The sequence below is a fragment of the Catenulispora subtropica genome, assembly GCF_039531675.1.
Lineage (GTDB): Bacteria > Actinomycetota > Actinomycetes > Streptomycetales > Catenulisporaceae > Catenulispora > Catenulispora subtropica.
This window is the reverse complement of sequence record NZ_BAAAQM010000010.1, coordinates 159,893-185,419: the sequence shown is the minus strand read 5'-3', so window position 1 is coordinate 185,419 and position 25,527 is coordinate 159,893. Positions and strand designations below refer to the sequence as shown.

Sequence of the window (25,527 nt, the reverse complement as noted above, 5' to 3'; positions counted from 1 at the left end):
AAACCCCCAGGTCGCGAATCGATTTCCCTTCCCGCCCCAGGTCTGGCTAATATAGGCAACGCCCGCCGGGGAGATCAGGAAGATCGATCAGAAGATCTCACCGGGGGACCAGATGGGGCTTTAGCTCAGTTGGTAGAGCATTTGTCTGGCAGACAAAAGGTCAGGGGTTCAAGTCCCCTAAGCTCCACATAGTGGAAAGAGGCGCCCTCCAGTGGAGGGCGCCTCTTCGCTGCTCAGGGCTTTGCGCCGCAGGTCGCGATGGTTTTCCGCCTGCACGACAACGAAGACTTTTGTCTCACCGCAGATCTCTTTCGATCATGGATTATCGAAGATCGCTCCCCATACGCTCCCCGGTCCAGGCCGCCCTCGGGTCGCCCTGGCCGTCCGATCACCGCCGTCATCACCGGTTCGGGTGAAGCTTCAGATGTGCTGAGTGACACACGTGTACGCCGTAGCAGCGAGCCTCAGCCGTCCGCGGCGCCGGCCTCAGGCGTGGCCCGCCTGTTGGGTTCTGCGGTCAGCGCCTCATCAATCCGGCGCAGGTCGCGTTCCTCCTGACCGTCGATGCACTTGGCATAAACGGACAGCAGTACATCGACACTGTGGCCGGCCCACTCAGCTACCTGTGGAGCGCTGACGCCAGCGTTGAGCCAGGTGGACACTGCGGCGTGGCGTAGGTCATAGGGACGCTTGCCCAGCGGCGAATCGATCTGCTCTGGCGAGAGCACGGCCTCGCGCGCTTTGGACCAGAGGCTGGCGAAGGTGGCATAGCGAATGTCCCGGCCGTTGGCGCGTACGAACAACCGACCATCGGGTGCGGTGCCGAACGTCTCGATGTGGGCCCGCAGATAAGCCACGAGTTCGGGGTGCACGGGAACGCTTCGGCTTTCGTGTTTCGCACGATGCTTGAGGGCTTTGCGCGGGCTGTCGTCACCTGTAGTACTCCTGAAACTCGGCCACTGGTTGTGACCTGTGCGTTTATGCTGCGGTGTGGTACTCGTTGATCAGCCCGCCAAGTACCGATGTGCGGTGGATGCGGCTTGCCGGGGCCGGGAAGGGGATCACGTTCCTGTCGTCGCTGGGCGCCCGCAACTGCATCCCGTCGCCTTGATGGCTGCGGCCGTTGTTGTAGTGATCGATGTATCGCTGAAGGACAGACCAGAGGTGGTGTTCGCCGACGATGAGCATCCGGTCGGTGCACTCGGCGCGGATGGTCCGCACGAACCGCTCCGCGATGGCGTTCATCCGCGGTGCCTGAGGCGCGGTAAGTACTGTGTCGATGCCGATGGAGGCGAACGCGGCGTCGAAGGCATCGGTGAACTTCGCATCCCGATCACGGATCAGGTACTTGAACCGGCGGCCGGCCTGTTCGAGGTCCTGACCGGGGCAGCAAATGATGCGCTGCACCCTTGGCATCAGCATAGGGTGCACGTGCGGCCACGTAACGTAACCTGGCGTAGACGCTAGGGCTCGCCATGCTCGGCGACGACCGACGGTTAGGAGAACCCGAGAGAGCGAAGAACACTGCGATGGAACCCTCCAGCCCAAAATTCACACATGTCGTCTCCGGTGTCGACCACCTGCGCGATCAGCCCAGGCGCGACGAACAGGCTGCTCGGATCGGCCGGCCACCGCCATGGGCGCAACGGAACAGGCGTCAACGAGCTCGTCAGCTCCCGAGCCCGCGCGACTTCCATCTGCTGGCCGAACGCTGTGTGGGGCGCGTTCATCATGGTCTCGAACAGCGCGAACTGCAGCAGGAAAGCGCTCAGCGGCTCGCGCTCAGGCACCATGTCCCAGCTGTGACCGAAGTCGTCGATCCATACCGTCGGATCAGCCTCCGACGGATCCATCAACCACAGGTGGCAGCCCTGGTTCTCGTGGGCGAACCCCACCATCCCGACGTCCCGTCCGGCAGCCCACTTCACCACGGGAAGCAGTCGATTCTGCACGCCCATCAAAGCCGGCCGTGCTTGAGCCAACCGGTAGTACTCGACCAGCGCCGCTGGCACGTCATCGTGTTCGGATGCTTCGGCAGAACTGCCGTCCTCAGGAATCCAAGCGGTGACGAACGACTCCAATGCCTGCATCGGCGCATCCGAGACCAGGCCAAGCCACTCCAGCCCCGGCAACTCACCGGGCTCTGTCGGCGGCAGCGCCCGGTCCAACACCTCAAGGGTCAGCTCAGGCGTGATCCTCAAATCGGCAGTGTGGAGCGCATGCTCATCGAAGCCGCCATGAAACGGCTTGCCGACCCCCAGATAAAGGCAGCCCTCAAGCAGGCGCGTGAACAGGTGAAACGGGCGAACGTCACGGCGCTGCGCCCAGCTCCAGTGCGGCGAGGTCGGTGGATGTCCGAAGAACCGGACGCCCACGTCGTATGGGAACGGACCGTGAAGACGAAAGTCCCTTCGGCTCCGCATCCCACTTGCTTCCAGACCATCCTGCGGATCCGCCACGATCACCACGGCGTCGTCGCCGAGCACGACCACCACTCCCGGCCCGTGATGGGCGGCCGCATTAGCGCCGGCAAGGCGTATCGCCTCGTCTTCATCGACCAGATCGAGCGGCTTCACGAACACACCGCGGAGTCTATGGCGTGCCCCATGGCACCGGACGTCCTTCCCCTGTGTTCGATGGTGCGTGAGAATCTGACCGCATGACCGATGACGTGGGGCCGCCGCTCACTCCCGAAGAGGGCCGGATGCTCATAAAACTGTTGGCACGCTATTGCACGCACAATGTGGATCAATTCGACACCTGGCGCCTATCCCTGCCTGCTGGGAACTTCTTCATTGCCATCGAGGACAGTGGGACGCCCGGCGGCTTGCCCGTCGAGTTCTTCCGCGAGGTCTGGCCTCCACGGCCCACCCCATCCTCAGCCAGTTCAGCATCAGGCGATTCGACTACTGCTTGAGCGGCATCGCCCTCGTCCTCCTTACCGAGGCTCAACACACAGCGGCAAAACCCCCGTGAGTCCACACGGCGTGCTGACGTACCCTGCCGTGCATGTCCCCGACCGCTCATCCGCTCACAGTTCCGATGCAGGCCGACTCGGTGCTGCCCCCGCGGCTGGCCTTCGGTCATCTGCCGCTGTTCCCCGGCGACGAGGACTACCCGCCGAACGCCATCTACTTCCCTCTGCCCCCTGACGAAGGCGGCCTGGGACGGGTGACGTTCGAAGGGCTCGATGCCGTCAGCGGATCACGTGGGGAGCACCTGCCGTATCCGCGGTCCGTTCCGCTCACCGCGCCGACAAAGATCAGAGACTGGGTCTTCGAAGTCTCTGACTCGCCGTGGCTCGCCGAACGCCATAACTACGAGAACCACCACTACCAGACGCCGCTGATGGATACCCACCAGCACTACCTGTTCAGCTTCCACGACCAGTTCGTCGAAGCCATCGCCCAGGGAGTGTGGTTCGACAAACCGGACCCCGACGAGCCACTCGTCCCACCGCCGGCCCACCCACTGGCGTCGTTCAGCCAGGCCGACCCCGCCGAAGCGCACCGATCACCCTCGGGCATCCCGTGGGAGCTACGACGCTGCCGCAAGGACCAGGCGACTTTGATCCGGGACTCCCGCCTATGCTCCCAACGCCTGTACCAGTTCAACCTGGTACTCGACGGCGAAAGCCGTGAAGCAGCAAGCGTGTGGCTTCGCACGTCACGTGGACACACCTACTCGCGGATGACGCGAAACTGGGTCGGCGAGCTGGCTTGCAGCGACGGGCTGGCGGCGCCTGACGACTTCCTTGGCGAGTGGGAGCGCTATGTCCACGAGGTCGCCGATCGCCGACGGTCTATGGGGAAGCCGCTTGGGTAGCGGCTAAGGGCTCCTAACAGAATGAGGCTTCCCTGTGCGTGCCGATGGTCTCAGGCTTTGGGGGCTACGCCCGGACGGTTCAGCGAGTAAACCGTCACTGGTTTGCCGAGTAGCACGTCATCACGGAGTGGGGAGAAGCCCAGCCTTTCGGCGACTCGGATCGACGGGACGTTGGCCGGGTGGATCATCGATGTGAAATACTCCGCATCGAGGGTCGCGAAGCCCCACTCGAGACAGGCGCGTGCCGCCTCGGTGGCGTAGCCATGGCCCCAGGCTTCTGCTTTGAGGGTCCAACCGAGTTCGGTTTCTTCAAACGGCTCCCAGTAGTTCAGGCCGCAGCGGCCGATGAACTCGCCGCTGTCTTTGAGGTGGACAGCGCACAGGCCGTGGCCGCGCTCGGTCCACTGCTGCTCGATCGTGCGTAGGCGTTCCAGCGCTTGCTCGCGGGAGTAGAACCCCACGAAGCGGTTGATGCGTTCGTCCGCGTGTAGGGTGACGAAAGCCTCGACGTCTTCAACACCAAGGGGACGCAGCGAGAGCCGCACGGTCTCGATCATGGATCGAGGTTATCAGTGGGCTGCCTGCTCGCCCTCAGGTCTGCCAGCACTGCACCTTGCGAAGTCGCCGCCAGCAGATCACGACGCAGCCAAGGGTCACGAATGCGTTGTGGATGTCGTCGCGGATCTCCCAACGGATGCGCAGGCGGCGGAACCAGTGCAACAGTGCCAGCGCTCCTTCCACGACCCAGCGGTGCACGCCCAGGCCGGAACCGTGTTCGGTGCCGCGTCGGGCGATGTGCGGGGTGATCTGGAACCTGCGGACCTGGTCACGGTGGATCTCGTGGTCGTAGCCGCGGTCGGCGTACAGGTGCCGCGGGCGCTGCAGCGGCTGGCCTCGCTTGCCGCGAATCGGCGGGACGGCCTGGATCAAGGGGATCAGCTGGGTAACGTCGTTGCGGTTGCCACCGGTGGTGATCGTGGCCAGCGGGATGCCGTGGGCCTCGACGATGATGTGGTGCTTGCTGCCGCTCTTGCCCCGGTCCACCGGGGACGGGCCGGTGGCTGGCCCGCCCTTCATCGCCCGAATGTGGCTGGAGTCGACTGCGGCGCGGGAGAAGTCCAGCAGGCCCGCGCCGCGCAGCTCGGCCAACAGCAGCTCATGCAGCCGCTGCCACACTCCGGCGGCGTTCCAGTCACGCAACCTGCGCCAGCAGGTCATTCCCGAGCCGTAACCCAGCTCCTGCGGAAGGAACTCCCAGCGGATCCCGGTGTACAACACGAACAGGATGCCGTTGAGGGCCTTGCGGTCATCCAGTCGTGGACGGCCGGGATACCTCGGGTTGCGCTTGACCTGCGGCAATAGCGGCTCGATCCGCTCCCACAGGCCGTTGTCGACCTCCCAGGGCCGACGCGGGTTCTTCTTCGTCTCGGCTGTCTTCCACCTCCGGCAGCATCAACGAAGCCTGATACACGCACATTCCTGCAGCTCAAGCACACCAATTCTGTTACGAGTCCTAAGACGGTCTCGCCCTCAGCCGACGACCGGTCGGCGATCCGCAAGCAGTTCCTTGCCGCGTGTGGTCACGTTCAGTCCGATGGGGAACAAGTTCTCGGCAGCCCATGCGGCGACGATGACTTCGTCTTCCGCAGCGACGAAGTAAACCATTGGCCGCGCTGCATCCGCAGCGGCGTAGACCATGACCCGCGGCGAGCCCTGCCACCCGCCGTGCGCCCACGAGGGGGTTCCGAAGGATTCGATGACATCTGACTGACTGCGGACCTCGCTGACCCACAGCTCCAGGGCTTCGACCAGATCCGCATGCTCCGCAGACGTCAGCAATTTGTCAGGCCGGAACCAACCGCGCTGGTGAAGCCGTGGCAGGAACAGCGAGTGATAGATGTCGGAGCGGGGGTCTGGCAGCCGTTCGTCCACGAAACGCTCCGGCGTTCGTGCGTTGCTGTCGACGACGCTGATACGGCCTTCGTCCACGCCGTCGACGTACTCCAGCATGTCGATCACGGTGTGAGCAGCCAGCCAGCCGCCGTACATGCCCGGACGCTTAAACATGCTGTTCAACGTCACGATCAGATGTTCGCGTATGTCTTCAGCAGTCCGCATACGTCATTCTATCGATCTGCCGCTCACCAGCGCGGTCCTCATACAGCCGGGTCACTAGCGATCAAGAGGGAGATGTCTTCCCTGGTGGGGGCGATCTTCAAGAAGACCCCGTTGATCCAGCTCAACCCCACTCACGAACACCCCACATAGTGGAAAGAGGGGCCCTCCAGTGGAGGGCCCCCCTTCGCTGCTCAGAGCGTTGCGCCGCAGGTCGCGATGGTTTTCCTTCGTCGACTCGCTGAGAACCCTGTGGGTGCCGAATATTCCATCCACGCAGTTCAGGCCGCGTGCTCGTACTCGTGCAGGATGCCGCCGAGTCGGTCGCGTCTTCGCACGTGCAGGTCGACGATGTCGGCGCTACCGATGATCGGTTCGGGCACGGCATGCAGTGGAGCGCCCTGACCCAGCGACCGGTGAAGCCGATGAAGGTTGTAGTGGATCTCGTTTTCGCGTAGCGCATGCAGCAGGTGGGCCTGATTCCAGACCAGCATCCGGTCCAGCAGCTCACGCCGACAGGTGCCTGTCCAGCGCTCCATGACCGCGTTCATCCGCAGCATTCGAACCCCAGTGAGCACAACCTGAACACCCGCCTCGGCCAGCACTTCGTCGAAGGCGGCACAGAACTTTCCGTCACGATCACGGATCAGATACCTGATCGAACTGCCGGCGTCCTTCAGGTCCATGACCAGGTTCCGGGCGGCCTGTGCGACCCACGAAGCCGTAGGGTGCGCCGTAGCGCCCAGGACGCGAATCCTGCGCGTGGCATGTTCAATGACGGCCAGAACGTGCTGCCGCTGACCCGACAGCGTCACCGTCTCCAGGAAATCGCACGCCACAATCGCCTCGGCCTGGCCGCGCAGGAACGCCGCCCAACTGGTCGCGGTCCGATCCGGCGACGGATCGACGCCGGCGTCCTTGAGGATCTCCCACACGGTGGACGCCGCGACCGTGACGCCCAGCAACGCCAACTCGCCGTGGATACGCCGGTAACCCCATGTGCCGTTCTCGCGCGCCAGGCGCAGCACCAGCCGCCGAATCGAGGCCACAGTCCGCGGACGCCCAGGGCGCTTCGGTCTGCTGCGAGCGGCATGGCGCCGGTTGAGCAGATCACGGTGCCAGCGCAGGACGGTGTCCGGACTCATGACCAGCTGAAGCCGACGCAGCGTCCCGCGCGGCAGCGCACCCAGCAACGCCGCCAAGAGCGCCCGATCCGCAGGCTCGAAGCGGACCCGTTGACCGCCCAACTGCCGCTGCAAGGTCCGGACCTGATGACGCAGCGCCAAAATCTCCGCATCCTTCTCCCGCCCGCTCATCGGAAGCAGATGCAGAACAGCGAACGTATTCGACACGGCCAAATACGCGAAACGGACCAGCACAACCAGCCATCATCGCCGCCCCACGTCGACGACACGCCGAGAACCGCCCAACCGCGCCACCACGAGGTGACCGACCAAACCCTCCCCCACCTGGGCGGATGACATTCTCGGAACCCGCAGGGCGCCGCCCGCACAAGCATCGTGCGGACGGCGCCGGCGACTCCATCAACTAGCTGATCGATGGCCTACCTGCTCGGACAACAGAATCGACCGGACAGGTAGACCGACTACCTCAGTGCTTCCCAGCACGCCGCTGTCGGCTACCCCAAGCGATCGCACCGCCGGCGCTGACCAGCAGCATGCTGATCAGCGTCAGCTCCGGCAGCCAGTCGGACACGCCGGTGTGCGCCAGGCCGCCCGAGCTCGACGACGTCGTCGTCGAAGGCGGAGTGGTCGACGTGGTCGGCGGCTTGCTCGTCGGGGGTGTCGAGGTGGGCGGCGGGCTCGAGCTCGGCGGGGGTGTCGGTGCCGGGATGTAGACCCCTGCGTCGATCGTGTGGTCGACGCCGCCGGGTTCGGCCGGGGCGGTGACCGGTGCGTAGCCGTTGCAGAGCTCGCCGGTGATGGGCGGGACGACGTTGGAGTCGTGGACGCGGTCGGTGCCCGCCAGCGGGAGCGTGAAGCGCAGTGCGCTCGCCGGCGGTTGGCCCGGGACGTTGTCGGTCTTGGCGGTACACACGTTGAACTGCACCGTGTACTTCGCGCCGCGGGTCAGCTGGTACTTTGCGCCGACTCCGCCGAAGTAGTACTCGCCTGCGGCGTCGGTCGTGGTGGTGGCGACCTGCTTGCCGTTGGCGTCCAGGAGGTTCACGGTGGCGCCGGCGAGGGGGACCTCGTTGGTGCTGTGTGCGTCCTGGATGCCGTCGTGGTCGCCGTCGAACCAGACGTAGTTGCCGATCTGGATCGGGGCGTTGGCCGCGGTGTAGGCGATGTCGCCGAGGCCGCCTGCCTTGCCGAAGGAGTTTTCCGGGCCGATGATCTGATAGCCGTTTGCGGGGTCGTTCTGACCGGGGCCGATGCCAGTGGTCACGTCGTAGTAACCGAGGCCGTCCGAGCTGACGTGCGTGGCCGGGTCGAGTTCGGTGCTGACGACCCACTGCTGTTGCGGTACGTAGGCCACCGAGCCCTGGGACGCGTCCTGGTGCGCTCCCGTACCCGAGTGGTTCGGGTCGAAGAAGTCTCCGGGGAAGTACTGCACGACACCTGCGGGCTTGTTGCCGTCGGTGGCGGGGGTGGCGTGGTTGGGGCAGTCGCCGGTGCCCTCCCAGTCGTAGCCGTCCGGCGCCGAGCAAGCCATGTCGATGGCACCGCCGGACATGCCCTGTTCCGGAGTGTTGTTCAGCGGACGCGGGTCGAGCCCGCCGGCGCCGATGACGTCCATGAACCGGTCGCGGAACCCGAGGATCATCGAGCTGTCGCGGGTGAAGGACAGGCTGGCCAGTTCCGGCTGCGGATCGGCGTACGTGGCTCCGGAGAGGCTGCGCGAGTCCCAGTTCAGCAGACTGGTGTCCCACGGGTTCCAGTGGGAGGTCTTATCCGTGGGGATTCCTGTCAGGACATATCCACGCAGGTAGTCGAGCGTATGCGTCAGCACTGGCGTGAACTTGCTGCCGTCGTACACGGAGACGACCGTCTTGAGGTCGCTGCGCTGCTGAGTGCTCTCCGCGTCGCACACGCCGCCCACATACAGCTTGGCGTCATGCGCCGCGACGGCGAACGGCCGCCAGTCGGTCGGGGAGGCGCACCCCGGGTCCGGGATCGGCACGGTCGTCGACGGCTGCGGGGCCGTCTTACCGGTCGCATCGAAGCTCACGAGGGAACGCGTCAGTAGGTTCACCGCGTACAGCGTCTTGCCGTCCTCGGACAGCGCGATACCACCGACGCTCTCTTTGCCCGGCGCGTTCGTGAACCCCGGGTCTTTGAGCATGTCGGCAGAGTCGTGTGGGGTCACCGTGGCACCGGGCACTGTCGCGAACAGCCTCGGCACTGAGGATCCGTCGGTCGGCGTCGTGTAGATCGCGCCGCCGCCGTCAGGTCCGTAGTTGGTGTAGCGCTTTGCGAAAGCGCTTTGGAAGATGCGGTTCTGGTACTTGTCGTAGGCCAGGCCCCACGTGGTGCCGACCTCAGACTGCGTGTTGAGCACCGTGGGGCAGTTCGTCGGCGGTGTACAGGTGTCGCGCGCCGCCGGGTCGACCGCCACGAGTGCCTGGCCGTTGGGGTCGCCGGGAGTGTTGTCCGTCTTGACGGCGGGGCTTTGCACCGGGACGTAGTACTTGTGGTCCGGCAGTGTGTAGTCCGCCGGGTTCCACACGCCGGTGACCACCGAGGCCTTCTTGCCGCCGGTAAGGTCGACGTACGATGTGAAGCTGTCGAAGTGGTTCGCCTTCGTCGATGCCGGCGCGGCCCGCAGGTAGCCGTCGTACGGCGCCGGGATGGTCACGTCGACGCGGTATCGGCCGCCGGTGAGGATCGTCGACGAGGTCATGACGAACTTGCCGGTCGCGTCGGTCACCCCCTGGACTTCGTGGCCCGCGGCGTCCGTGACGTCGACGTCCATGCCTCGTTGGGGGGTGTCCATGGTGGCGTTGATGATGCCGGTGCCGAAGAAATCCCTGAGCACCTGGACGGTCAGCGTTCCGTCGCCGCCCGCCGCGGACGCCGCCGGCGCCCCGCCCACCATCGCCCCGGTGGCGCCACCGGCCGCCAGGAGAGTCGCCATTCCCACCCGGGCCAGCCGCCCGACTCCGCTGTCGGCCGGCCGTACCCGTCTTCTGCTGGCTTCGTTCATGCCCGAATGTCCTTTTGTCGGGGAACAGACACGACGGTTCAAGGGCGCCCGCAGCCATGACACAGGAGGGCCCTGGCGGAGGGCAGGGTGACACTGAACCGCCGAGTTAATCAGAGCATTGTATCCCTCGAGATACCGAAAAAGCGCTGTGAACAGGTGTTTCATGGCGAATCGGGCGTACGCCAGGGCTGCGGTGCCCGTAAGGTACGAGCCATGCCGAAAGCTCGCTGGATCGTCGCAGGGTCCTGTGTCGCCGCCCTCGCGGTGGCCGGCGTCGTGGTGGCCGCCGCGAGCGGATCCGGAGGCGGCGGCCAACGGGCTCTGAGCTCCGAGGAAGCGAACCGGTTGGCGATCACGCGGTTCCGCAACTACGAGGCCGGCGGCCGGGCGGTGACGATCAGCGTGCCCGGCCCCGCCGGCAACCTGATCGTCACCGGCTCGGTCGACTACCGCGCGAAGCTCGGCTACGGCGTCGTGCACGGCACAGGGCGGGACACGTCCAGTGACGGACTGATCGAGTGGACCGCTACATCAGTACGCGTCGATCCGGTGACGGACGCCCCCGCGACCGCGCCGGCGATCCCGCCGACGACGGGTTGGTACAGCCGTCCGCTCCAGCAGACGGGCAGTTCACTGGACAGCTCTTTGCTCATCGCGCTCAGCCTGGGCAGCGACCGGCCGGACAACGCGCAGCTGCTGCCGCAGAACGGCGCCGGCTGGGCTGGTCACGACCAGGTGGCCGGCCGGCAGGTCGACATCATGACCGGGCCGGCGGCCAACGGCTCGGCCGGAACCGCCGGAACGGTGCGCTACTGGATCGGTTCGGACGGGACCATGTATCGCGTCCAGGCTGCTCTAGCCTCCGAGACGCAGCCTGCCGTCATCGACTTCGACACGCAGAAATACACGCCAATGCCATCAGCACCCGCAACCGCTCCGAGCCGGTAGCCGCTACGGATATCGTCCCGAGCCTCAGGACGTCTGCACCAGCGCCGTAGCGGCGAGCAAGGACGCGGTCGGAACCTGAACCCTCGCGGTATCCGGCACCACCGGCGCGGCCGGCACGACGGTGGCCGGCGAACCGGCGGCATTCGGGAACTGCGGCTGCACCGGCGGCGCGGCGACATCCGTGAACGGGATCCCGTTCGGCGGCTTCGGAGCCGTCCACGTGCCGGACGGCGACGCGGTCTGCGGGCCGATCGGGCACGCCGCCGATGTGCCGAGCCCGGAGGGAACCGTGTGCAGGCCTTCGCCGCGCAGGCAGTTCCCTTGGCCCTTGGTCGCGTTCGGGAAGGTGAAGCCGACGTCGATCCCGTTGCCCGCGAACGTGTCGTCCAGGATCTGGTTGCCGTTCGGCGGGATGTCCTGCGTCGCGGTGATCACCACGCCGGCGTCGCTGTTGCCGGTGATCCGGTTGTGCAGGAACTGGTTGGCGCTTCCGCCGTCGATGCCGATGCCGATGCCCCAGCCGCCGTCGGCCTGCTCCGGTGTCGCCGGCTGCTGGTTGGCCGCGACCAGGTTGCCCGCGACGACGGTGTCCTGCTGCGGGAGCAGCTTCTCCTGGTGGTCGGAGTCCGTGGTCAGGCCGACGCGGTTGCCGACCAGGCGGTTGCCGACGACGTACATGTCACTGCTGGCGTTGGTGCCCTCGTAGCCGACCGCGTTGAGCTCGGCGATGTTGTTCTGCACGACGATGTGGCACGGCTTGCACTGCCCCACATAGATCCCGGAGTCCGCGCCGCCGGAGGCATATGAGTGCTCGATGACGCCGTTCTGCGCTGAGAACGCGTAGATGCCGTAGAGGCCGTTGCGGGTCGCGGTGACGTAGGAGATCAGGAAGGAGTCGAGGAAGGTGACTGGTTCGCTGCCCGTGTCGTAGTCACCGCCCGGCCCGGTCTGTCCGGCCGCGGCCTTCGCCGAACCGGTGACCAGCACACCGTTCTGCGTGTTGTTCTCCACCGTCAGGTTCTCCACGGCCGCGCCAGGCGCGGTGACCACGACCCCGTCCGGTTGTTGCAGCTGCCCGTCGATGACCACTTTGTCGCGGGACTCGCCGCGGAGCGTGATCCGCGGCGTCTGGATCTTCACCATCTCGTGGTAGGTGCCGGGCGCCACCAGAACCAGGTCACCTGACTTGGCCAAGGCCACCGCGTCCGAGATCGTCGGGGCGTCCGCCGGCACGTGGATCGTCACATGGCTTCCGGCAGGACGATGGCCCTGGCTGGGTGGATGGCTTGCGCCACTACCGCACGCGGCCGACGACACCATCAGGACGCTCAACATCGCGCAGCCGCGAGAACCCAAATGTGGCATTGAGCCAGTCTGGCACCGGCGGCTGATTCAGAACCCGGATTCACTCAAACGCCACACTTTGTGACACCCTCTACGATGTGCGCCGAGCCGACTCGCAACCGTCCCGCCGTGGATTCCTCGCAACGGCCGGCGCCGTGGTGGCCGTCGGTGGCGCCGCGGGGTGCGATTCGCACTCCCCATCCGCCTCTGCGCTCCAGCCGAGCAGCGCCGCCGCCGATACGCCGGTGCCGCCGACGGGGCGATACCAGGCGGGCGTCGTGATTCCCCAGCCGGCACAGCCCAACCTGCTGGCCGTCGTCGCAGACCTCGATGACAAGACCGCGCCCGGCTCGCTGCTCGCCGAACTCGGCCACACGGTGCTCGCGCTCACTGCGGGAACCGAGCCGCGGCTCCTGGGCCTGGTGCCGGGCGATCTCACCATCACGATCGGGATCGGGCCCCGGGTGCTGCGAAAGGCGCCTGGTGCCCAAGCGGCCGGTGCCGACCTGCCCGGAACGGCCGACCTCCCGCAGTTCTCCCGCGAACAGATCACCCCGCAGTCCCGCGGCGGCGATCTGCTGATCCAGCTGTGCGCCAGCGACGCCCTGGTCCTGCCGGTCGCCGCCGCCGCTCTGCTGGACCAGGCCGGAGCACGCGTCACCGAACGCTGGCGCCAGTCCGCGCGCCGCGGCCCGAACACCTCCGTGGCGCCAGGACGGACCGCACCGCGTAACCTGCTCGGCTTCCTCGACGGCATCGTCGGACCGGCCACGACCGCCGAGCAGCAAAGCGACCTCTGGCTCGCCGGCCCGGCCCCGGTCGCCGGTGGCACGATCGCGGTCGTCCGCCGCATGGAGCTGGATCTACCGCGTTTTGCCGCGATGTCCGTCCCCCAGCAGGAAGCGGTCTTCGGCCGGCGCCGGGAGACCGGCGCCCCGCTGTCCGGCGGCACCATCGCCACGAACCCGGACCTCGGTGCCAAGACTCCCGACGGCCGCTACCTCATCCCCGCCGACGCCCACGCCCGCCGCGCGCACGCCAACGTGGTCGGCGTCGGCCTGATGCAGCGGCGTTCCTACAGCATCGACGACCCCCGCCCCGGGCTGTTGTTCATCAGCTTCCAGAACGACCTGCGCACCTTCACCGCCACGCTCACGCACATGGACGACTCCGACGCGCTGCTCGCGTTCACCACGACCACGGCGAGCGCCACGTTTCTGATTCTGCCCGGCTTCGATCAGCAGCATCCGCTGGGATCGACGCTGTTCGGCTGAACCCCACATCTCAGGTCTCCCGCTCCCAGGCACCAGAACAGCCCGGCCGGCGATCCTGCGCCTGCCGATAATGTCGTCCAGGCAGGTCAGGCTGCGTGTTGGTACTCGTGGATGACGCCGCCGAGTCGGTCGTGTCGGCGGATGTCGAGGTCGGTGATGCGCTGTTGGTCGGTGATGCGCTGTTGGTCGGTGATGCGCTGTTGGTCGGTGATCGGTGTCGGCACTGCACGTAGCGGCGCGGTCTGCTGCATCGCTTGGTGAGCGCGATAGCGGTTGTAGTGCGTCTCGTACTCGTGGAGGGCGTGCAGCCGCCGCCGGATCGAGGCGACCGTACGCGGGCGTCCGGTTCGCCCGGGTCGGCAGGTGTTGGCATGGCGCCGACGCATCAGATCGCGGTGCCATCGCAGAACCGTGTCCGGGCTGACGATCAGATGCAACCGACGGAGTGAGTCACGGGGTAGCGGCTTGAGCAGCGCCGCGAGGAACGCCCGGTCCCCGGGGCCGAACCTGGCCCTGTTCGGACCCAGCTGTCGTTGTAGAACCGTGAGCTGATGACGCAGGGCCAAGATCTCCGCGTCCTTGTCACGGTCGCTCATCGGCAGCGACCGCAACACAGCGAAGGCGTTGGTCACGGCCAGATAGGTCAGACGCACAGCACAACCGGCCATCATGCCCGAGACTTAGCCGAGACCACAGCACGAGAATCGATGCCAGGTCGACAGCCTCCATACCGAGCCTGCATATGCGGGTGACCTGCACGGACGAGGTATTCGGCAGGCGCAGACCCGGCGGCCACCTCCGGGCGGCGCACTGCCAAGACCACCTCGGCGCCGGCCGAGGCCAGGGCCCGCGCGGTCTCGACGCCTATTCCGGAGCCGGCGCCGGTGACCAGGCGCGCTTGCCGTGGAGGTCCACGCCGCCGAGGACCTCCGCCGCGGTGGAGGCGAAGCCGAATGGCGTACGGATTAGGTCGGACATGACATGACCTTTCAGAGTGGATCTGGTTCAACGCGGACCCGGGCGGCAGCTGCATCAGAGGCGGCGCACGTCGGGAGGACGCTGCCGCCTCTGTGTGGGTCTATTCGGCCAGGAAGTCGAGCAGCGCCCTGTTGACCTCGGCGGCGTGGGTCCACAGCATGCCGTGCGGCGCTCCGTCGATCTCGACGTAGTCGGCGGTGGGGAGGGCTTTGTGGAAGGGGCGTGCTGTGGAGTCGATGGGCAGGATGCGGTCGGCTGTGCCGTGGACGATCAGGGCCGGGACATCGATTTTGGGGATGTCGGCGCGGAAGTCGGTGGGCCAGGCCAGCGGAGATGCTGCGGCGGCGTGCGAACCGCCCGCGGTGGCGACGTTCCAGCTGTTGCGTACGGCCTCCTCGCCGATACGGGTGCCGAGGTTGTCGTCGAGGTTGTAGAAGTCCTCGTAGAACGCCGTGTAGTAGGCGTAGCGGTCGGCCTTCACGGTGTCGGAGATGCCCTGGAAGAACTCCATGGGCGCCGCACCGGTGGGGTTGTCGTCGGTCTTCAGCAGGTACGGCTCCAGGGAGGCGAGGAAGGCGACTTTGGCGAGGCGGGAGGAGCCGTAGGTGCTGACGTAGCGGGCGACTTCGCCGGTTCCCATTGAGAAGCCGACCATGACGACGTCATGCAGGTCGAGGGTCTCCATGAGGGTGTTGAGGTCGGCGGCGAAAGTGTCGTAGTCGTAGCCGTAGGCGGCGTGGCTGGACTGACCGAAGCCGCGCCGGTCGTAGGTGATCACGCGGTAGCCGGCGTCGAGCAGGGCCGCGCTCTGCTTCTCCCAGGAATGGCCGTCCAGGGGGAAGCCGTGGATGAGGACTACGGGCTGGCCGCTTCCGTGGTCCTCGTAGTAGAGCTCGATGTTGGTGGAGTTCTCTTGACCGACGGTGATGTACGACATGTTCTTCCCTTTCACTGGCTGTGGTGCGGAAACGTGTTGGTGGTGCCAGCGCGGTTCAGTCACCGATGTTGACGACGACCTTGCCTTTGCCCTTGCCCGCTGCCACCAGGGCGTGGGCCTGGTCGACGTCGTCGAGCCCGAACACGCGGTCGTCCAGCAGCGGGGTCAGCGCTCCGGCGTCGACCAGGGCCGCGACCTCGCGCAGGATCTGTCCGTGATGCTCGCGCCCCTGGCCGGTGAGCATCGGCAGCAGGGTGAAGATCCCGGAATAGGAGGCGCCGCGGAAAGAAAGCGGTGCCAAGCTGTGCGTCCCCCAGCCCAGCGCGCTGACGACGTGGCCGGTGTAGGTGCGCACGGCGGCGAACGAGTCGTCGAGCGTCGTCCCGCCGATGGTGTCGAAGACGACGTCGAAGCCGTCCCCCGCGGTGTACCGATCCACGTAGTCCTCGACTGTCGTGCTCCGATAGTCGATAGGGGTGGCGCCCAGGCCGCGGATCGTCTCGAGGCTTTCGGTGCCACCGGTGGCGAAGACCTCAGCGCCACGGGCGCGCGAGATCTGGACGGCCACGTGGCCGATGCCTCCCGCTCCGCCGTGGATCAGGACCTTCTGGCCGGCGGCCACCGCCGCCCGGTCGACCAGGCCCTCCCACGCTGTGATGGCGACCAGCGGCAGGGCCGCCGCCTCGCGCATGCTCAGCGACTTCGGCTTGCGGGCCAGCAGGCGGGCGTCGACGGCCGCGTATTCGGCCAGCGAGCCCTGGAGCTCGCCCACCCCGCCGGTCAGACCGTAGACCTCGTCGCCGGTCTGGAAGCCGCCGACGCCCGGGCCGACCTGTTCGACCACCCCGGCCAGGTCCAGGCCCAGCACGGCCGGCAGGCGGTTGCGGGCGTGGGCCGCCTTCCCGGCGCGGATCTTGGTGTCCAGCGGGTTCACGCCGCTGGCCTCGACGCGTACCAGCACCTGCCCGGAGGCGGCCTGGGGCGTGTCGACGTGGTCCAGGACCAGTGATCCACCGAACTCTTCCAATACCACCGCACGCATCATGGCCTCGTGTCTGCTTTGTGACGTCTCGATCGTGAGCGTGTGGCTCTCGTGATCGAGTGGCCTGGTGGTCAGCCCCGCCGACGGCGGAAACACAAGCCATGCCGCGAGTCTCGCCTCCGGACCGTTCCCTGGCATCCGTCAGGTCCCCAGCGGTGCTCAAGACCGGTCAGGCGGCACGTGCTCTCGATGACGCCGCTGCCGAGCGCGGCAGCGCCGAGTCAGGCCGGCGCACTCGGGGATGCGAGGCGGGGTTCGGCTGGTCGGCCCGGGCGCTTGACCGCGTGCCCGATGATCACGGTCTCGGCGCCTTGGACACCCAGACCGCCGAGGTCCTGGGTGAGGAAGCGGTACAGATGGGCCAGGTCGCGCACCCAGACCGCGATATGCAGATTGTTCGCGCCCGTCGTGGCGAACAGCCCGTGCACCGCGGGATGGCCGGCCAGCGCTGTCCCGACGGCGTCGAGCCGGCCCGGCGCGACCCGCACCATCACGTTCGCGTCGATGGCCAGTCCGAGCCGTTTCGGATCGACCACCACGTGGGTCAGGAGCCGGCCGGTATCTGCCAGGAGGGCGATACGGCGGCGCACGGTGGACTCCGGATAGCCGGTGCGTGCGGCCACGGTAGCCGCCGCAATCCGCGCATCGTCCTGCAAGGCGGCGATGATCGCCCGGTCGGCATCATCCGATTCTTTGTGTTCGGGCGATCGGACCGGGGTCAGGGCGGCGCGCTCGCCGTCGGTCAACACGGCGTGGCGCCAGTCCGTGGCTTCGGCGAAGACGTGCAGGATCGTGTCCGCGGTGAAGGAGGTGACCGCGCGCGTCGCGGGTAGTTCCCTGAAGACCAGTTGGTCACGCGTACCCGGGCGGGTCCAGGAGACCGCCAGGATCTCGTCACCGGACGTCGACACGTCGATGAACGGGATGTCCGGGCGGGCGGCGAGCGCAGCCGTGAGCGCGTCGAGTTTGCCGCCGAGCACCCGGATCCGCAGCAGCAGCGCCCCGATCGCGTCGGAACGTTCGGGCAGCGTGATCACCCGGCACACGCCGTCGGCCATGAGCGCCTGCCAGCCCCGGTGCACGGTGCGCGCGCTCAGGCCGAGCACCTCGCCGGCCCGCTCGGCGGTGAGCCGCCCGTCGCACTGGAGCGCGGCGATCAACCGCTGATCACGCTCACCGAGTACCGGATCGGCAATTTTGGAGGCCATGTTTGGCAGTATCGCTCACCAATGGCGCGGGGAGCGCGAGGTGGCGCCTCGGCCCATCGAGGATCGTGACACCGAACGATCCACCATTGAGGGAGCTGACCGTGTCACACGAGGTCGATGGCGAACCTGCGGGAGTCCTTTCCGCCATGGCGACCGCTGCGCAGGAGGTCGGCCGGCTGCTGGTAGCCGGCCCGCGCCCTGGCCCGATCGTCGCGCTCGACGAGTTCGTCGAGGTCTACGCCGCCTTGGAGGCACAGATGGTCGCTGCCATACGGCCGCATCTGGAGGCGCTGCGGCCGGGCGTTCCATGGCTGGAGGAACTGGACAGCCACGCCGTCGTGCCGCAAGACGGGGAGTTGTGGGTCGTGGACGTCGTGGACGGTGCGGTGCAGTACTTGCAGGACCTGCCGCAGTTCTGCGTCAGCCTGGCCCTGGTCCGGGACGCCGAGCCGGTGGCCGCCGTGCTCCACGCGCCGCTGCTCGGCCAGACCTACATGGCCGCCCGCGGCCACGGTGCCACTCGCGACGGGCGCCCGATCGCCCCTTCGGCGAAAATCGATCCGGCCGCCGCCCTGGTGGCCACCAGCCAACCGCCCTTCATCGCCCGGCAACCCGACGCCGCGGCGCAGGCGGGGCGCTCACTGGCCGCACTCCTGCCGCACGTCGGTGCCGTCCGCAATCTCGGCCCCACCTCGTGGCAGATCGCCGACACCGCCGCCGGGCGGATCGATGCCTTCTGGGAGTTCGGCCGTGACGAGGCCAATCTGCTGCCCGGCATGCTCGTCGCCCGCGAAGCCGGCGTCGTGGTCACCGACGTGGACGGGCAGCCGTGGCGAGCCGGTGCGGACAGCTTCCTGGCAGCCTCGCCGGCGTTGCACGAGCGGTTGCTCGAAATCTTGGCGCGCTGCAGGTAAGAGCCGCAAAGTCGCCTTCTGGCGACGGTTGTCGACTACTCCGAACCGACAGGCACCGCCCTTTTGGCGGGCGTTAAAGTTGTTGCCACACGGGCTGCTGGACTGGAGGCACCATGGGAGCAGCTCCCCGTTCCGGCCTGCTGGGCCGGCACCGCGAGTGCGGGACCTTCGACCGGCTGGTCGAAGCGATCCGCGCGGGCGAGAGCCGGTCGCTGGTGGTCCTCGGAGAGGCTGGGGTGGGCAAGTCGGCGCTACTGGAGTACCTGGTTCAGCGGGCGGCGGACTGCCGTGTCGTGTCCGCCACGGGTGTCCAGTCGGAGATGGAGCTGCCGTTCGCGGCGCTGCATCAGCTGTGCGTGCCGCTGCTGGGATCCCTGGACCGGGTACCGGAACTGCAGCGTGATGCCTTGAGCACGGCGTTCGGGCTTCGCACGGGTCCCGCGCCGGACCGGTTCCTGGTCGGCCTGGCGGTGCTGGGCCTGCTCGCCGCCGGAGCCGAGGAACGCCCGCTGATCTGCCTGATCGACGACGCCCAGTGGCTCGATCAGGAGTCGACGCGGGTGCTCGCCTTCGTATCGCGGCGGCTGCTCGCCGAATCGGTGGCCTGTGTGTTCGCCGCCAGGACCAGTGAGGTCGCCGAACAGCTGACCGAGCTACCGAAGATGGAGATCGGCGGCTTGCGCGATGAGGACGCACGGGCGCTTCTGCGTTCCGCAGTGCAAGGCCGGCTGGATGAAAGGGTGTGCCAACAGATCGTGGCGGAGGCGCGGGGCAATCCGCTGGCCCTGGTGGAGCTGCCGAGAAGCTTGCCTCACGAGGAACTGGCCGGCGGCTTCGGATTCCCCGGAACACGGCCGCTGACCGGACGGATCGAGGACGGCTTCCAGCGTCGTCTGGAGGCGCTGCCGCCTGATGCACGACGGCTGGTGCTGGTGGCCGCCGCCGATCCGCTCGGCGATCCGGTGCTGGTGTGGCGCGCGGCGGACCGGCTCGGGATCGGCGGATCGGCCGCGGCCGCCGCCGAAGCGGCGGACTTGGTCGAGTTCGGAACGAGGATCCGATTCCGCCACCCGTTGGTACGGTCGGCGGTCTACCGCGCCGCATTGCCCGCGGAGCGGATGCGGGCGCACGCGGCGTTGGCTGAGGCGACCGACGCTGAGGCCGACCCGGACCGCCGCGCCTGGCATCGCGCGCAGTCGATCGTCGAACCCGACGAGGATGTCGCTGCGGAGCTGGAATTGTCGGCCGGCCGTGCGCAAGCCCGGGGCGGCCTGGCCGCAGCAGCCGCCTTCCTCCAGCGCGCCGTCGCGCTTACCCCGGACGCCGAACACAGGGCGAAGCGGGCATTGGCAGCCGCGTGGGCCCACCACGAGGCGGGCGCACCCGAGGCCGCCCAGCAGTTGCTGGCGACCGCCCTGAACGGCCCCCTGGATGAAGCAGAACGGGCCCGCTCCTTTCTCCTGCAAGCCGAGATCGCTTTTTCCACCGACCACGGCAGCCTCGCCCCGCTGATGCTTCTGGACGCCGCCAAACTGCTCGAACCGCTGGACGCAGCCTTGTCGCGGGAGACCTATCTGCAGGCGGTGTCTGCGGCGTTGTTCGCCGGAACGCTCGCCCCAGGCGCCGGGCCTGTGGACATCGCCGCGACCGCTCGGGAGGCGATGCCGTCCTCAGACCTGTCACGGGCCGCCGATCTCCTGCTAGACGCTGTCACCCGGCTGCTCACAGAAGACACTGGCGCCGCAACGCCCGCGCTGCGGCGGGCCGTGCGTGTGTTCACTGAGGACGGAGTCAGCGCTGAGGAGGAGCTGCGCTGGCTGTGGCTCGCGTTCATCACCGCCGTGGCCCGATGGGACGAGCAAGCCTGCGTCAAACTCGCTGACAGACACCTTCGTCTGGCCCGTAGCACCGGCGCCTTGGCGGTGCTGCCGCTGGCATTGCTGTCGCGGATCACGATGCATCTGTTCGAAGGCGAACTGGCCGAGGCCGAGTCACTGGCCGACGAGGTCTCCACGATCACCGCGGCCACCGGAGCACAGATCACCAACTACGGGGCTCTGCAACTGGCCGCATGGCGCGGGCAGGAAGCCGAGATCACCAGACTCACGCTGGCGAGCGCCGACGGGGCTGCGACGCGAGGAGAGGGAGTCCGGCAGACTGTCGTCGACTGGACCACGGCGTTGCTCTACAACGGTCTCGGCCGCTACGACGACGCCCTGGAAGCGGCGCAACGGGCAAGCTCATCCCCGCCCGCACCAGGCGCCGCGCCTCAGTGGGCACCGACAGAGCTGGTCGAGGCGGCAACTCACGCCGGGCGGATCCGGCTCGCCCGGCAGGCGCTCGAACAGCTCACGAAGTCAACCCAAGCGTGCGAGTCCGACTGGGCGGCCGGGATCCAGGCGCGCTCGCGCGCCCTGCTCAGCGACGGCGAGGAAGCCGAACGGCTCTTCGGCGAGGCGATCGACCGGCTCGGCCGCAGCCGGCTGCGGCCGGATCTCGCTCGCACCCATCTGCTCTACGGCGAATGGCTGCGCCGCGAGCGGCGGCGACTGGACGCCCGCGCTCATCTGCGGACCGCGTACGAGGAGTTCGTCGCGATGGGCATCGAGGGCTTCGCCGAGCGAGCCGCCCGTGAACTGCGTGCCACAGGAGAGACCGCCCGAAAGCGTACGGTCGAGACCGGCAGCGATCTCACTCCGCGCGAGGCGCAGATCGCTCACCTGGCCAGTGAGGGGCTCACCAACCCGGAGATCGGCAGCCGTCTGTTCATCAGCCCTCGAACGGTGGAGTACCACCTGCGCAAGGTATTCGCCAAGACGGGCGTCACCTCACGTGCCGCGCTCGGTACCGCGTTGTTCGGCCGTCGCCCCTGATCGCCGGCCGCGATGAAGCAGGTGCTACTCGACGTGCTGGAGCACCGTGGTGAACTGCCAGTCAACGGTGCTGTGGTCGATCGCTTCGTGGACCGGTGAATCGCCCATCTCGCCGGTGATTCCGGCTGCTCCGGAACGAGCGTGCTCGATGTTGTCGTAGGCGACGATGTCGAGGATCGTACCGTCGTCGCGAACGGCGATGCGGCGCCAGCGGAAGCCGGGCTGCCGCTTCAGGTACTCGTTGATGTCGGTGTTCGCCGCGACGAAGTCCTCCGGTGTGAGGCCGGGCGCGGGCCGCAGGGTGGTCACTTCCAGGATCTCGGTCATGACAAGCCTTTCCGATGGCGGGTGATCGCGACCAACCAGAGGCCCGGGTCGGCGCGATCCCCAGTCTGCGGTGTGGATCGGCGAGCTGGAAGGCAGCGACTTCCTGGGTGTGCGACACCCCCCCGGACGCAGCCGTGGACCGGGCGGAGCCGTCAGGCTGTGACTTGGATCAGAAAATGGCGCGGTCTACTCGGCGGTATCTGGCGTCATCGTTGGGACAGCTGATCTCCGGTGTCCGTAGCCGACCAGCGCGCCGGACAGTGGAACGGGGGCGAGGAGATCCACGGGGGCGGCAGCAATGTCCATGTCGTCCATCCTGTCTGAAAAACCCTGCGACGGGTTCCCGGACACGGAAGATTTCCGGACGGGTTTTCTGGACGACGGGCACCGCCGGAGCCCTCTGATTCGATCTTGTCCGGAAACCGGTCGATTCCCAGACAGGTAGCCGTCGCCCGTAGAGCCCGAGGTCAGTGGGCGGCGAGCAGTTCGACCAGACGGATCCCAGCGAGGTCGGACAGGTGCAGGTTGCTGACGCCGTTGACCTCCGAGCCTCCCGAAACGTGGACCCCGGCGTCCTTGAGACCCATCGACAGCGGCGACCGGACGTCCAGCCTCCGGCCGAGGTCGTCGGCCTGGTCTCGGCGCAAGGTCAGTTCGATGTCCCCGTGCCGCGACCTGACCACGGTGACGGTGTCGTAGCGCGGGCTCAGCAACTCCAGTAGCGCGGCGATCACATTACCGAACGCGCCGACGTGTGGAGGGCCCGGCGCCTAGGGCGAGTCCCGCGCCGGGCTCTTTCAGTCCTGCGAGGCCGGTTTAGAGCTTGCTCAGCGCCGCCTTGATGAGGTCCGCCGTGCGGCGCGGCTGGGCAATGAAGGCCACATGGGAGCCGTCGACCTCCTCGGTGCTCGCGCCCATCCGCTCAGCCATGAAGCGCTGCGCCTGAGGGGAGAGAGCGTTGTCGTGCCGGGCGATCTGGTACCAGGACGGGATGGACTTCCAACCGGCCCCCGTGGCCTGCTCACCGAATGCCGCTGCCGCCATCGGCCGTTGGGTGAGACTCATGGCCAGGGCCAGCTCGGCGGGAAGGTCGGCACACATCGACTCGTGGAAGCCGTCTGCGTCGATGTACATGTCCGGGCCGCCCGCGGCGCCGTGCGCCTCATAGGAGGTCATCCGTATGGTCTCGGCCAGCATCGAGGGCGGGAAGGGGGCAATGAGGTCGGCGCAGCTTTCGCTCTCGTCGAGGCCGAACGCGGCGAGGTAGACCAGACCCGCCACGTTGTCGAGGCCGGCGGAGGCCTGCGTGATCACGGCACCGCCGTAAGAGTGCCCCACCAGCAGGACGGGGCCGTGGATGTCACCGGCGACCGCGCGGACCACGGCCGCGTCACCGGCCAGACCCCGCAAGGGGTTCGGCGCCGCGACGACGCGGTGCCCGGCACCCGTCAGCTCGCGGATCACCCCCGTGAACCCGGAGGCGTCGGCAAAGGCTCCGTGAACCAGGACGACCACGGGCGCGCCCGACTCGGTCGACTGGACGGGTTCGGACATGATTGGACTCCTTAGTGTGAATAGCCGAATTAATTTCGCTACTGGTGTGAATGGGATGGTCGTCTGTCACATCGAGCGGAACGCCGAACGCGTCGGCGCCGGCTGCGCGCAGCTTGTCCACCGCGGTGTCGCGGCGCTGTTGATCCCGCGCGCCCACGCCGATTCGCCAGCCGAAGGCGCCCGGGCCCGCCGCGATCTCGTATCAGATTCCTTTGTTCGCACCGGCCACCAACGCGATCTTCTGTTTGCTCACGCCATCGATCTTGGTGCGGACTCGGGTGGGGCGTCCAAGACCGACTGGGTGGGCGGCGATACCGCACGGGTATCGGTCGTGGTCGGCGCCGGATACGATGACGCGGTGGAGACGCGGGAGCTGCGCTATTTCGTCGCCGTCGCGGAGGAGTTGCACTTCGGGCGGGCGGCGCAGCGGCTCGCCATGGCGCAACCACCGCTGTCACGGGCGATCCAGCAGCTCGAACGGCGGCTCGGAGTGGTTCTGCTGTACCGCACTGCTCGCGAAGTCGCCTTGACCGACGCCGGGTCGGTGCTTCTGCGGGAGGCCCGGACGGCACTGGACGCGGTCGAAGCCGCCGAGCGCCGCACCCGCCGCGCAGCTGCCGACCGGCCCGGTGTGGTGCTGGCCACGAAAGCCGGAGCGGCCGGCGAACTGTTGTCGAAGCTGCTGGACGCCTACGCCGCCGAGCCTGGCGCGGTCGCCGTCGAGGTGATGCTGTGCGGGCCCGGCGAGCAGGAAAGGCTGCTGCGTGACGGGCGCGCCGACGTTGCTCTGCTCCAGCGGCCCTTCGACACGACGGCCGGACTGGACACCGAGGACCTGCACACCGAACCGCAGGTGGTGGTCCTGCCCGCGGGGCACCCCTTGGCCAACCGACCCCATATGTCGATGGCTGAGGTCAGCGCCCTGACGGACCTGCCCCTGCCGCGCTGGCCCCGACCGGACGGTGGCTACCCGGACGAACCTGGCCCGCAGGTGCGCGACCACACCCAGCTGTTCCAGCTGATCGCGCTCGGACGGGCCTGCGCGGTCGTGCCCGAGTCCCTCCGAGCCCACCTGCGCGACGATCATGCGACGGTGCCGGTGCCGGACGCACCGGCTGTCACGACCGTCATCGCTTGGCCGCCACACAGCAGATCCAAAGCAGTCGCCGACCTCGTCCGCACCGCCACACGCCTCTAGTAGGAGGCGGCTCGGGTGCCGAAACAGGTAGAAATCCACTTCTAGGGCCTGGCGCGTTGCAAATGTCGAAGACACGATGAAGGCATGAGTTCCGCCCCCGCCCCGTTACCGGAATCCGGCGCCGCGGCTCTGCGGCCGCCCGAGGCGGTGTCGCAGGTGGTGCTGGAGCGCTATCGGACGCTGGCCCCGCACCTGTACGGCGGGGTGTCGCTAAGGGCGGCCGCGGCAGCAGCCGGGGCGCCGTATCGGACTGCGCAACGGTGGCTGGCCGCCTGGCGCGCCGGCGGACTGCCGGGTCTGGCCCGCGCGCAGCGCTCGGACAAGGGCAGCCGGAAGATCCCGCCGGAGCTGGTGGAGTTCATCGAGGGTCTGGCCCTGTCCAAGCCCCGGCCCGGGGTCACGGTGATCCACCGGCGGGCGGTCAGCGTCGCGGCGCAGCATGGCTGGCCCGAGCCGGGATACTGGACGGTCCATGAGATCGTTTCCGCTCTCGATCCGGCGCTGCTGCTCTTGGCGCACGAGGGAGTGAAGCGGTACCGGGAGGTGTACGAGTTGGTGTACCGGCGCGAGGCTGCGGCCCCGAACGAGTTCTGGCAGGCCGACCACACCCAGCTGGACCTGTGGGTCCTGGACGACAGGGGCCGGCCGGCACGTGCGTGGCTGACCGCGATCGAGGACGACCACTCCCGGGCCGTAGCCGGCTACGCGGTGAACCTGGACACCCCTTCGGCGATCACCACCGCGCTGGCGTTATCAAACCGCCGAGCTCAGTAACGCGCATGAAGCACGGCTGGTGGGCCGTTCCGCACAGGTACCGTCGCCA

At 67.7% G+C, this 25,527-nt stretch carries 23 protein-coding genes, 1 tRNA gene and 3 pseudogenes; 9 read left to right on the top strand and 18 right to left on the bottom strand.

All coding sequences use genetic code 11. The features are described 5' to 3' along the window. Positions 1 to 114: 114 nt before the first annotated feature. Positions 115 to 187 (top strand) — tRNA-Ala (locus tag ABD466_RS11815). Positions 188 to 464: 277 nt separating this feature from the next. Here ABD466_RS11815 and ABD466_RS11810 read toward each other — a convergent pair. The 3 genes from ABD466_RS11810 to ABD466_RS11800 form a co-directional block, all read right to left on the bottom strand. Next, positions 465 to 857 (bottom strand): hypothetical protein, encoded by a 393-nt coding sequence (locus tag ABD466_RS11810; protein WP_344657017.1) that lies wholly within the window; start codon positions 855 to 857, stop codon positions 465 to 467. A gap of 121 nt (positions 858 to 978) precedes the next feature. Next, complete coding sequence (locus ABD466_RS11805) at positions 979 to 1,407, bottom strand: integrase core domain-containing protein (RefSeq protein ID WP_344657016.1); 429 nt, start codon at positions 1,405 to 1,407, stop codon at positions 979 to 981. A gap of 89 nt (positions 1,408 to 1,496) precedes the next feature. Further along, the gene (locus tag ABD466_RS11800) at positions 1,497 to 2,582 is read right to left on the bottom strand and encodes a hypothetical protein (protein ID WP_344657015.1); all 1,086 of its coding nucleotides are present in this window, start codon (positions 2,580 to 2,582) and stop codon (positions 1,497 to 1,499) included. A gap of 77 nt (positions 2,583 to 2,659) precedes the next feature. Between ABD466_RS11800 and ABD466_RS11795 the strand changes: the two genes are divergently transcribed. Then, positions 2,660 to 2,917 carry a hypothetical protein gene (locus ABD466_RS11795; RefSeq protein WP_344657014.1) on the top strand — a complete coding sequence of 86 codons (258 nt, stop codon included), beginning with the start codon at positions 2,660 to 2,662 and terminating at the stop codon, positions 2,915 to 2,917. 92 nt (positions 2,918 to 3,009) lie between these two features. Beyond that, a complete protein-coding gene (locus ABD466_RS11790) occupies positions 3,010 to 3,825 on the top strand; it encodes a hypothetical protein (RefSeq protein ID WP_344657013.1) in 816 nt (271 codons plus the stop codon). A 50-nt stretch (positions 3,826 to 3,875) separates the two neighbouring features. On the opposite strand, the gene ABD466_RS11785 is transcribed toward ABD466_RS11790, so the two are convergent. The 5 genes and pseudogenes from ABD466_RS11785 to ABD466_RS11765 form a co-directional block, all read right to left on the bottom strand. Then, a complete protein-coding gene (locus tag ABD466_RS11785) occupies positions 3,876 to 4,382 on the bottom strand; it encodes a GNAT family N-acetyltransferase (protein ID WP_344657012.1) in 507 nt (168 codons plus the stop codon). A gap of 34 nt (positions 4,383 to 4,416) precedes the next feature. Next, positions 4,417 to 5,220, bottom strand: a pseudogene (locus ABD466_RS11780) (IS5 family transposase); the annotation flags it as partial. 135 nt (positions 5,221 to 5,355) lie between these two features. Next, complete coding sequence (locus ABD466_RS11775) at positions 5,356 to 5,943, bottom strand: hypothetical protein (protein WP_344657011.1); 588 nt, start codon at positions 5,941 to 5,943, stop codon at positions 5,356 to 5,358. Between the two features lie 278 nt (positions 5,944 to 6,221). Beyond that, the gene (locus ABD466_RS11770; protein ID WP_344657010.1) at positions 6,222 to 7,319 is read right to left on the bottom strand and encodes an integrase core domain-containing protein; all 1,098 of its coding nucleotides are present in this window, start codon (positions 7,317 to 7,319) and stop codon (positions 6,222 to 6,224) included. 232 nt (positions 7,320 to 7,551) lie between these two features. After that, the gene (locus ABD466_RS11765) at positions 7,552 to 9,999 is read right to left on the bottom strand and encodes an SdrD B-like domain-containing protein (protein WP_425558630.1); all 2,448 of its coding nucleotides are present in this window, start codon (positions 9,997 to 9,999) and stop codon (positions 7,552 to 7,554) included. Positions 10,000 to 10,320: 321 nt separating this feature from the next. Here ABD466_RS11765 and ABD466_RS11760 point away from each other — a divergent pair, with 321 nt between their 5' ends. Further along, positions 10,321 to 11,055 carry a hypothetical protein gene (locus tag ABD466_RS11760; RefSeq protein ID WP_344657026.1) on the top strand — a complete coding sequence of 245 codons (735 nt, stop codon included), beginning with the start codon at positions 10,321 to 10,323 and terminating at the stop codon, positions 11,053 to 11,055. Positions 11,056 to 11,079: 24 nt separating this feature from the next. Here ABD466_RS11760 and ABD466_RS11755 read toward each other — a convergent pair whose 3' ends face one another. Beyond that, on the bottom strand, positions 11,080 to 12,420 hold the full coding sequence (locus tag ABD466_RS11755) for a right-handed parallel beta-helix repeat-containing protein (RefSeq protein WP_425558627.1): 1,341 nt from the start codon (positions 12,418 to 12,420) through the stop codon (positions 11,080 to 11,082). A gap of 77 nt (positions 12,421 to 12,497) precedes the next feature. On the opposite strand from ABD466_RS11755, the gene ABD466_RS11750 reads away from it, so the two are divergent. Next, positions 12,498 to 13,673, top strand: a complete 1,176-nt coding sequence (locus tag ABD466_RS11750; RefSeq protein ID WP_344657009.1) for a Dyp-type peroxidase — start codon at positions 12,498 to 12,500, stop codon at positions 13,671 to 13,673. Positions 13,674 to 13,759: 86 nt separating this feature from the next. Here the strand turns inward: ABD466_RS11750 and ABD466_RS11745 are convergent, their stop codons facing one another. The 5 genes and pseudogenes from ABD466_RS11745 to ABD466_RS11725 form a co-directional block, all read right to left on the bottom strand. After that, on the bottom strand, positions 13,760 to 14,326 hold the full coding sequence (locus ABD466_RS11745; protein ID WP_425558626.1) for a hypothetical protein: 567 nt from the start codon (positions 14,324 to 14,326) through the stop codon (positions 13,760 to 13,762). A 125-nt stretch (positions 14,327 to 14,451) separates the two neighbouring features. Then, a pseudogene (locus ABD466_RS11740) lies at positions 14,452 to 14,651 on the bottom strand (SDR family NAD(P)-dependent oxidoreductase); the annotation flags it as partial. A 100-nt stretch (positions 14,652 to 14,751) separates the two neighbouring features. Next, positions 14,752 to 15,588, bottom strand: a complete 837-nt coding sequence (locus ABD466_RS11735; protein WP_344657008.1) for an alpha/beta fold hydrolase — start codon at positions 15,586 to 15,588, stop codon at positions 14,752 to 14,754. Positions 15,589 to 15,643: 55 nt separating this feature from the next. Next, complete coding sequence (locus tag ABD466_RS11730; protein ID WP_344657023.1) at positions 15,644 to 16,630, bottom strand: zinc-dependent alcohol dehydrogenase family protein; 987 nt, start codon at positions 16,628 to 16,630, stop codon at positions 15,644 to 15,646. Positions 16,631 to 16,851: 221 nt separating this feature from the next. Then, positions 16,852 to 17,838, bottom strand: a complete 987-nt coding sequence (locus ABD466_RS11725) for an AsnC family transcriptional regulator (protein ID WP_344657007.1) — start codon at positions 17,836 to 17,838, stop codon at positions 16,852 to 16,854. 146 nt (positions 17,839 to 17,984) lie between these two features. Here ABD466_RS11725 and ABD466_RS11720 point away from each other — a divergent pair, with 146 nt between their 5' ends. Together ABD466_RS11720 and ABD466_RS11715 are read left to right on the top strand one after the other, a co-directional pair. Continuing rightward, a complete protein-coding gene (locus ABD466_RS11720; protein ID WP_344657006.1) occupies positions 17,985 to 18,752 on the top strand; it encodes an inositol monophosphatase family protein in 768 nt (255 codons plus the stop codon). A 113-nt stretch (positions 18,753 to 18,865) separates the two neighbouring features. Beyond that, on the top strand, positions 18,866 to 21,625 hold the full coding sequence (locus tag ABD466_RS11715; RefSeq protein ID WP_344657005.1) for a helix-turn-helix transcriptional regulator: 2,760 nt from the start codon (positions 18,866 to 18,868) through the stop codon (positions 21,623 to 21,625). A 24-nt stretch (positions 21,626 to 21,649) separates the two neighbouring features. Here the strand turns inward: ABD466_RS11715 and ABD466_RS11710 are convergent, their stop codons facing one another. The 4 genes and pseudogenes from ABD466_RS11710 to ABD466_RS11695 form a co-directional block, all read right to left on the bottom strand. Then, entirely contained in the window at positions 21,650 to 21,952 is a 303-nt protein-coding gene (locus ABD466_RS11710; RefSeq protein WP_344657004.1) for a hypothetical protein, read from the bottom strand. 467 nt (positions 21,953 to 22,419) lie between these two features. Then, positions 22,420 to 22,686 carry a hypothetical protein gene (locus ABD466_RS11705; protein ID WP_344657003.1) on the bottom strand — a complete coding sequence of 89 codons (267 nt, stop codon included), beginning with the start codon at positions 22,684 to 22,686 and terminating at the stop codon, positions 22,420 to 22,422. A gap of 82 nt (positions 22,687 to 22,768) precedes the next feature. Further along, positions 22,769 to 23,506, bottom strand: a complete 738-nt coding sequence (locus ABD466_RS11700; RefSeq protein ID WP_344657002.1) for an alpha/beta fold hydrolase — start codon at positions 23,504 to 23,506, stop codon at positions 22,769 to 22,771. A gap of 54 nt (positions 23,507 to 23,560) precedes the next feature. After that, a pseudogene (locus ABD466_RS11695) lies at positions 23,561 to 23,702 on the bottom strand (dehydrogenase); the annotation flags it as partial. A 162-nt stretch (positions 23,703 to 23,864) separates the two neighbouring features. Here ABD466_RS11695 and ABD466_RS11690 point away from each other — a divergent pair. Beyond that, the gene (locus ABD466_RS11690; RefSeq protein WP_344657022.1) at positions 23,865 to 24,704 is read left to right on the top strand and encodes a LysR family transcriptional regulator; all 840 of its coding nucleotides are present in this window, start codon (positions 23,865 to 23,867) and stop codon (positions 24,702 to 24,704) included. Positions 24,705 to 24,788: 84 nt separating this feature from the next. After that, a complete protein-coding gene (locus ABD466_RS11685) occupies positions 24,789 to 25,478 on the top strand; it encodes a helix-turn-helix domain-containing protein (RefSeq protein WP_344657001.1) in 690 nt (229 codons plus the stop codon). The last annotated feature ends 49 nt before the right edge of the window (positions 25,479 to 25,527 follow it).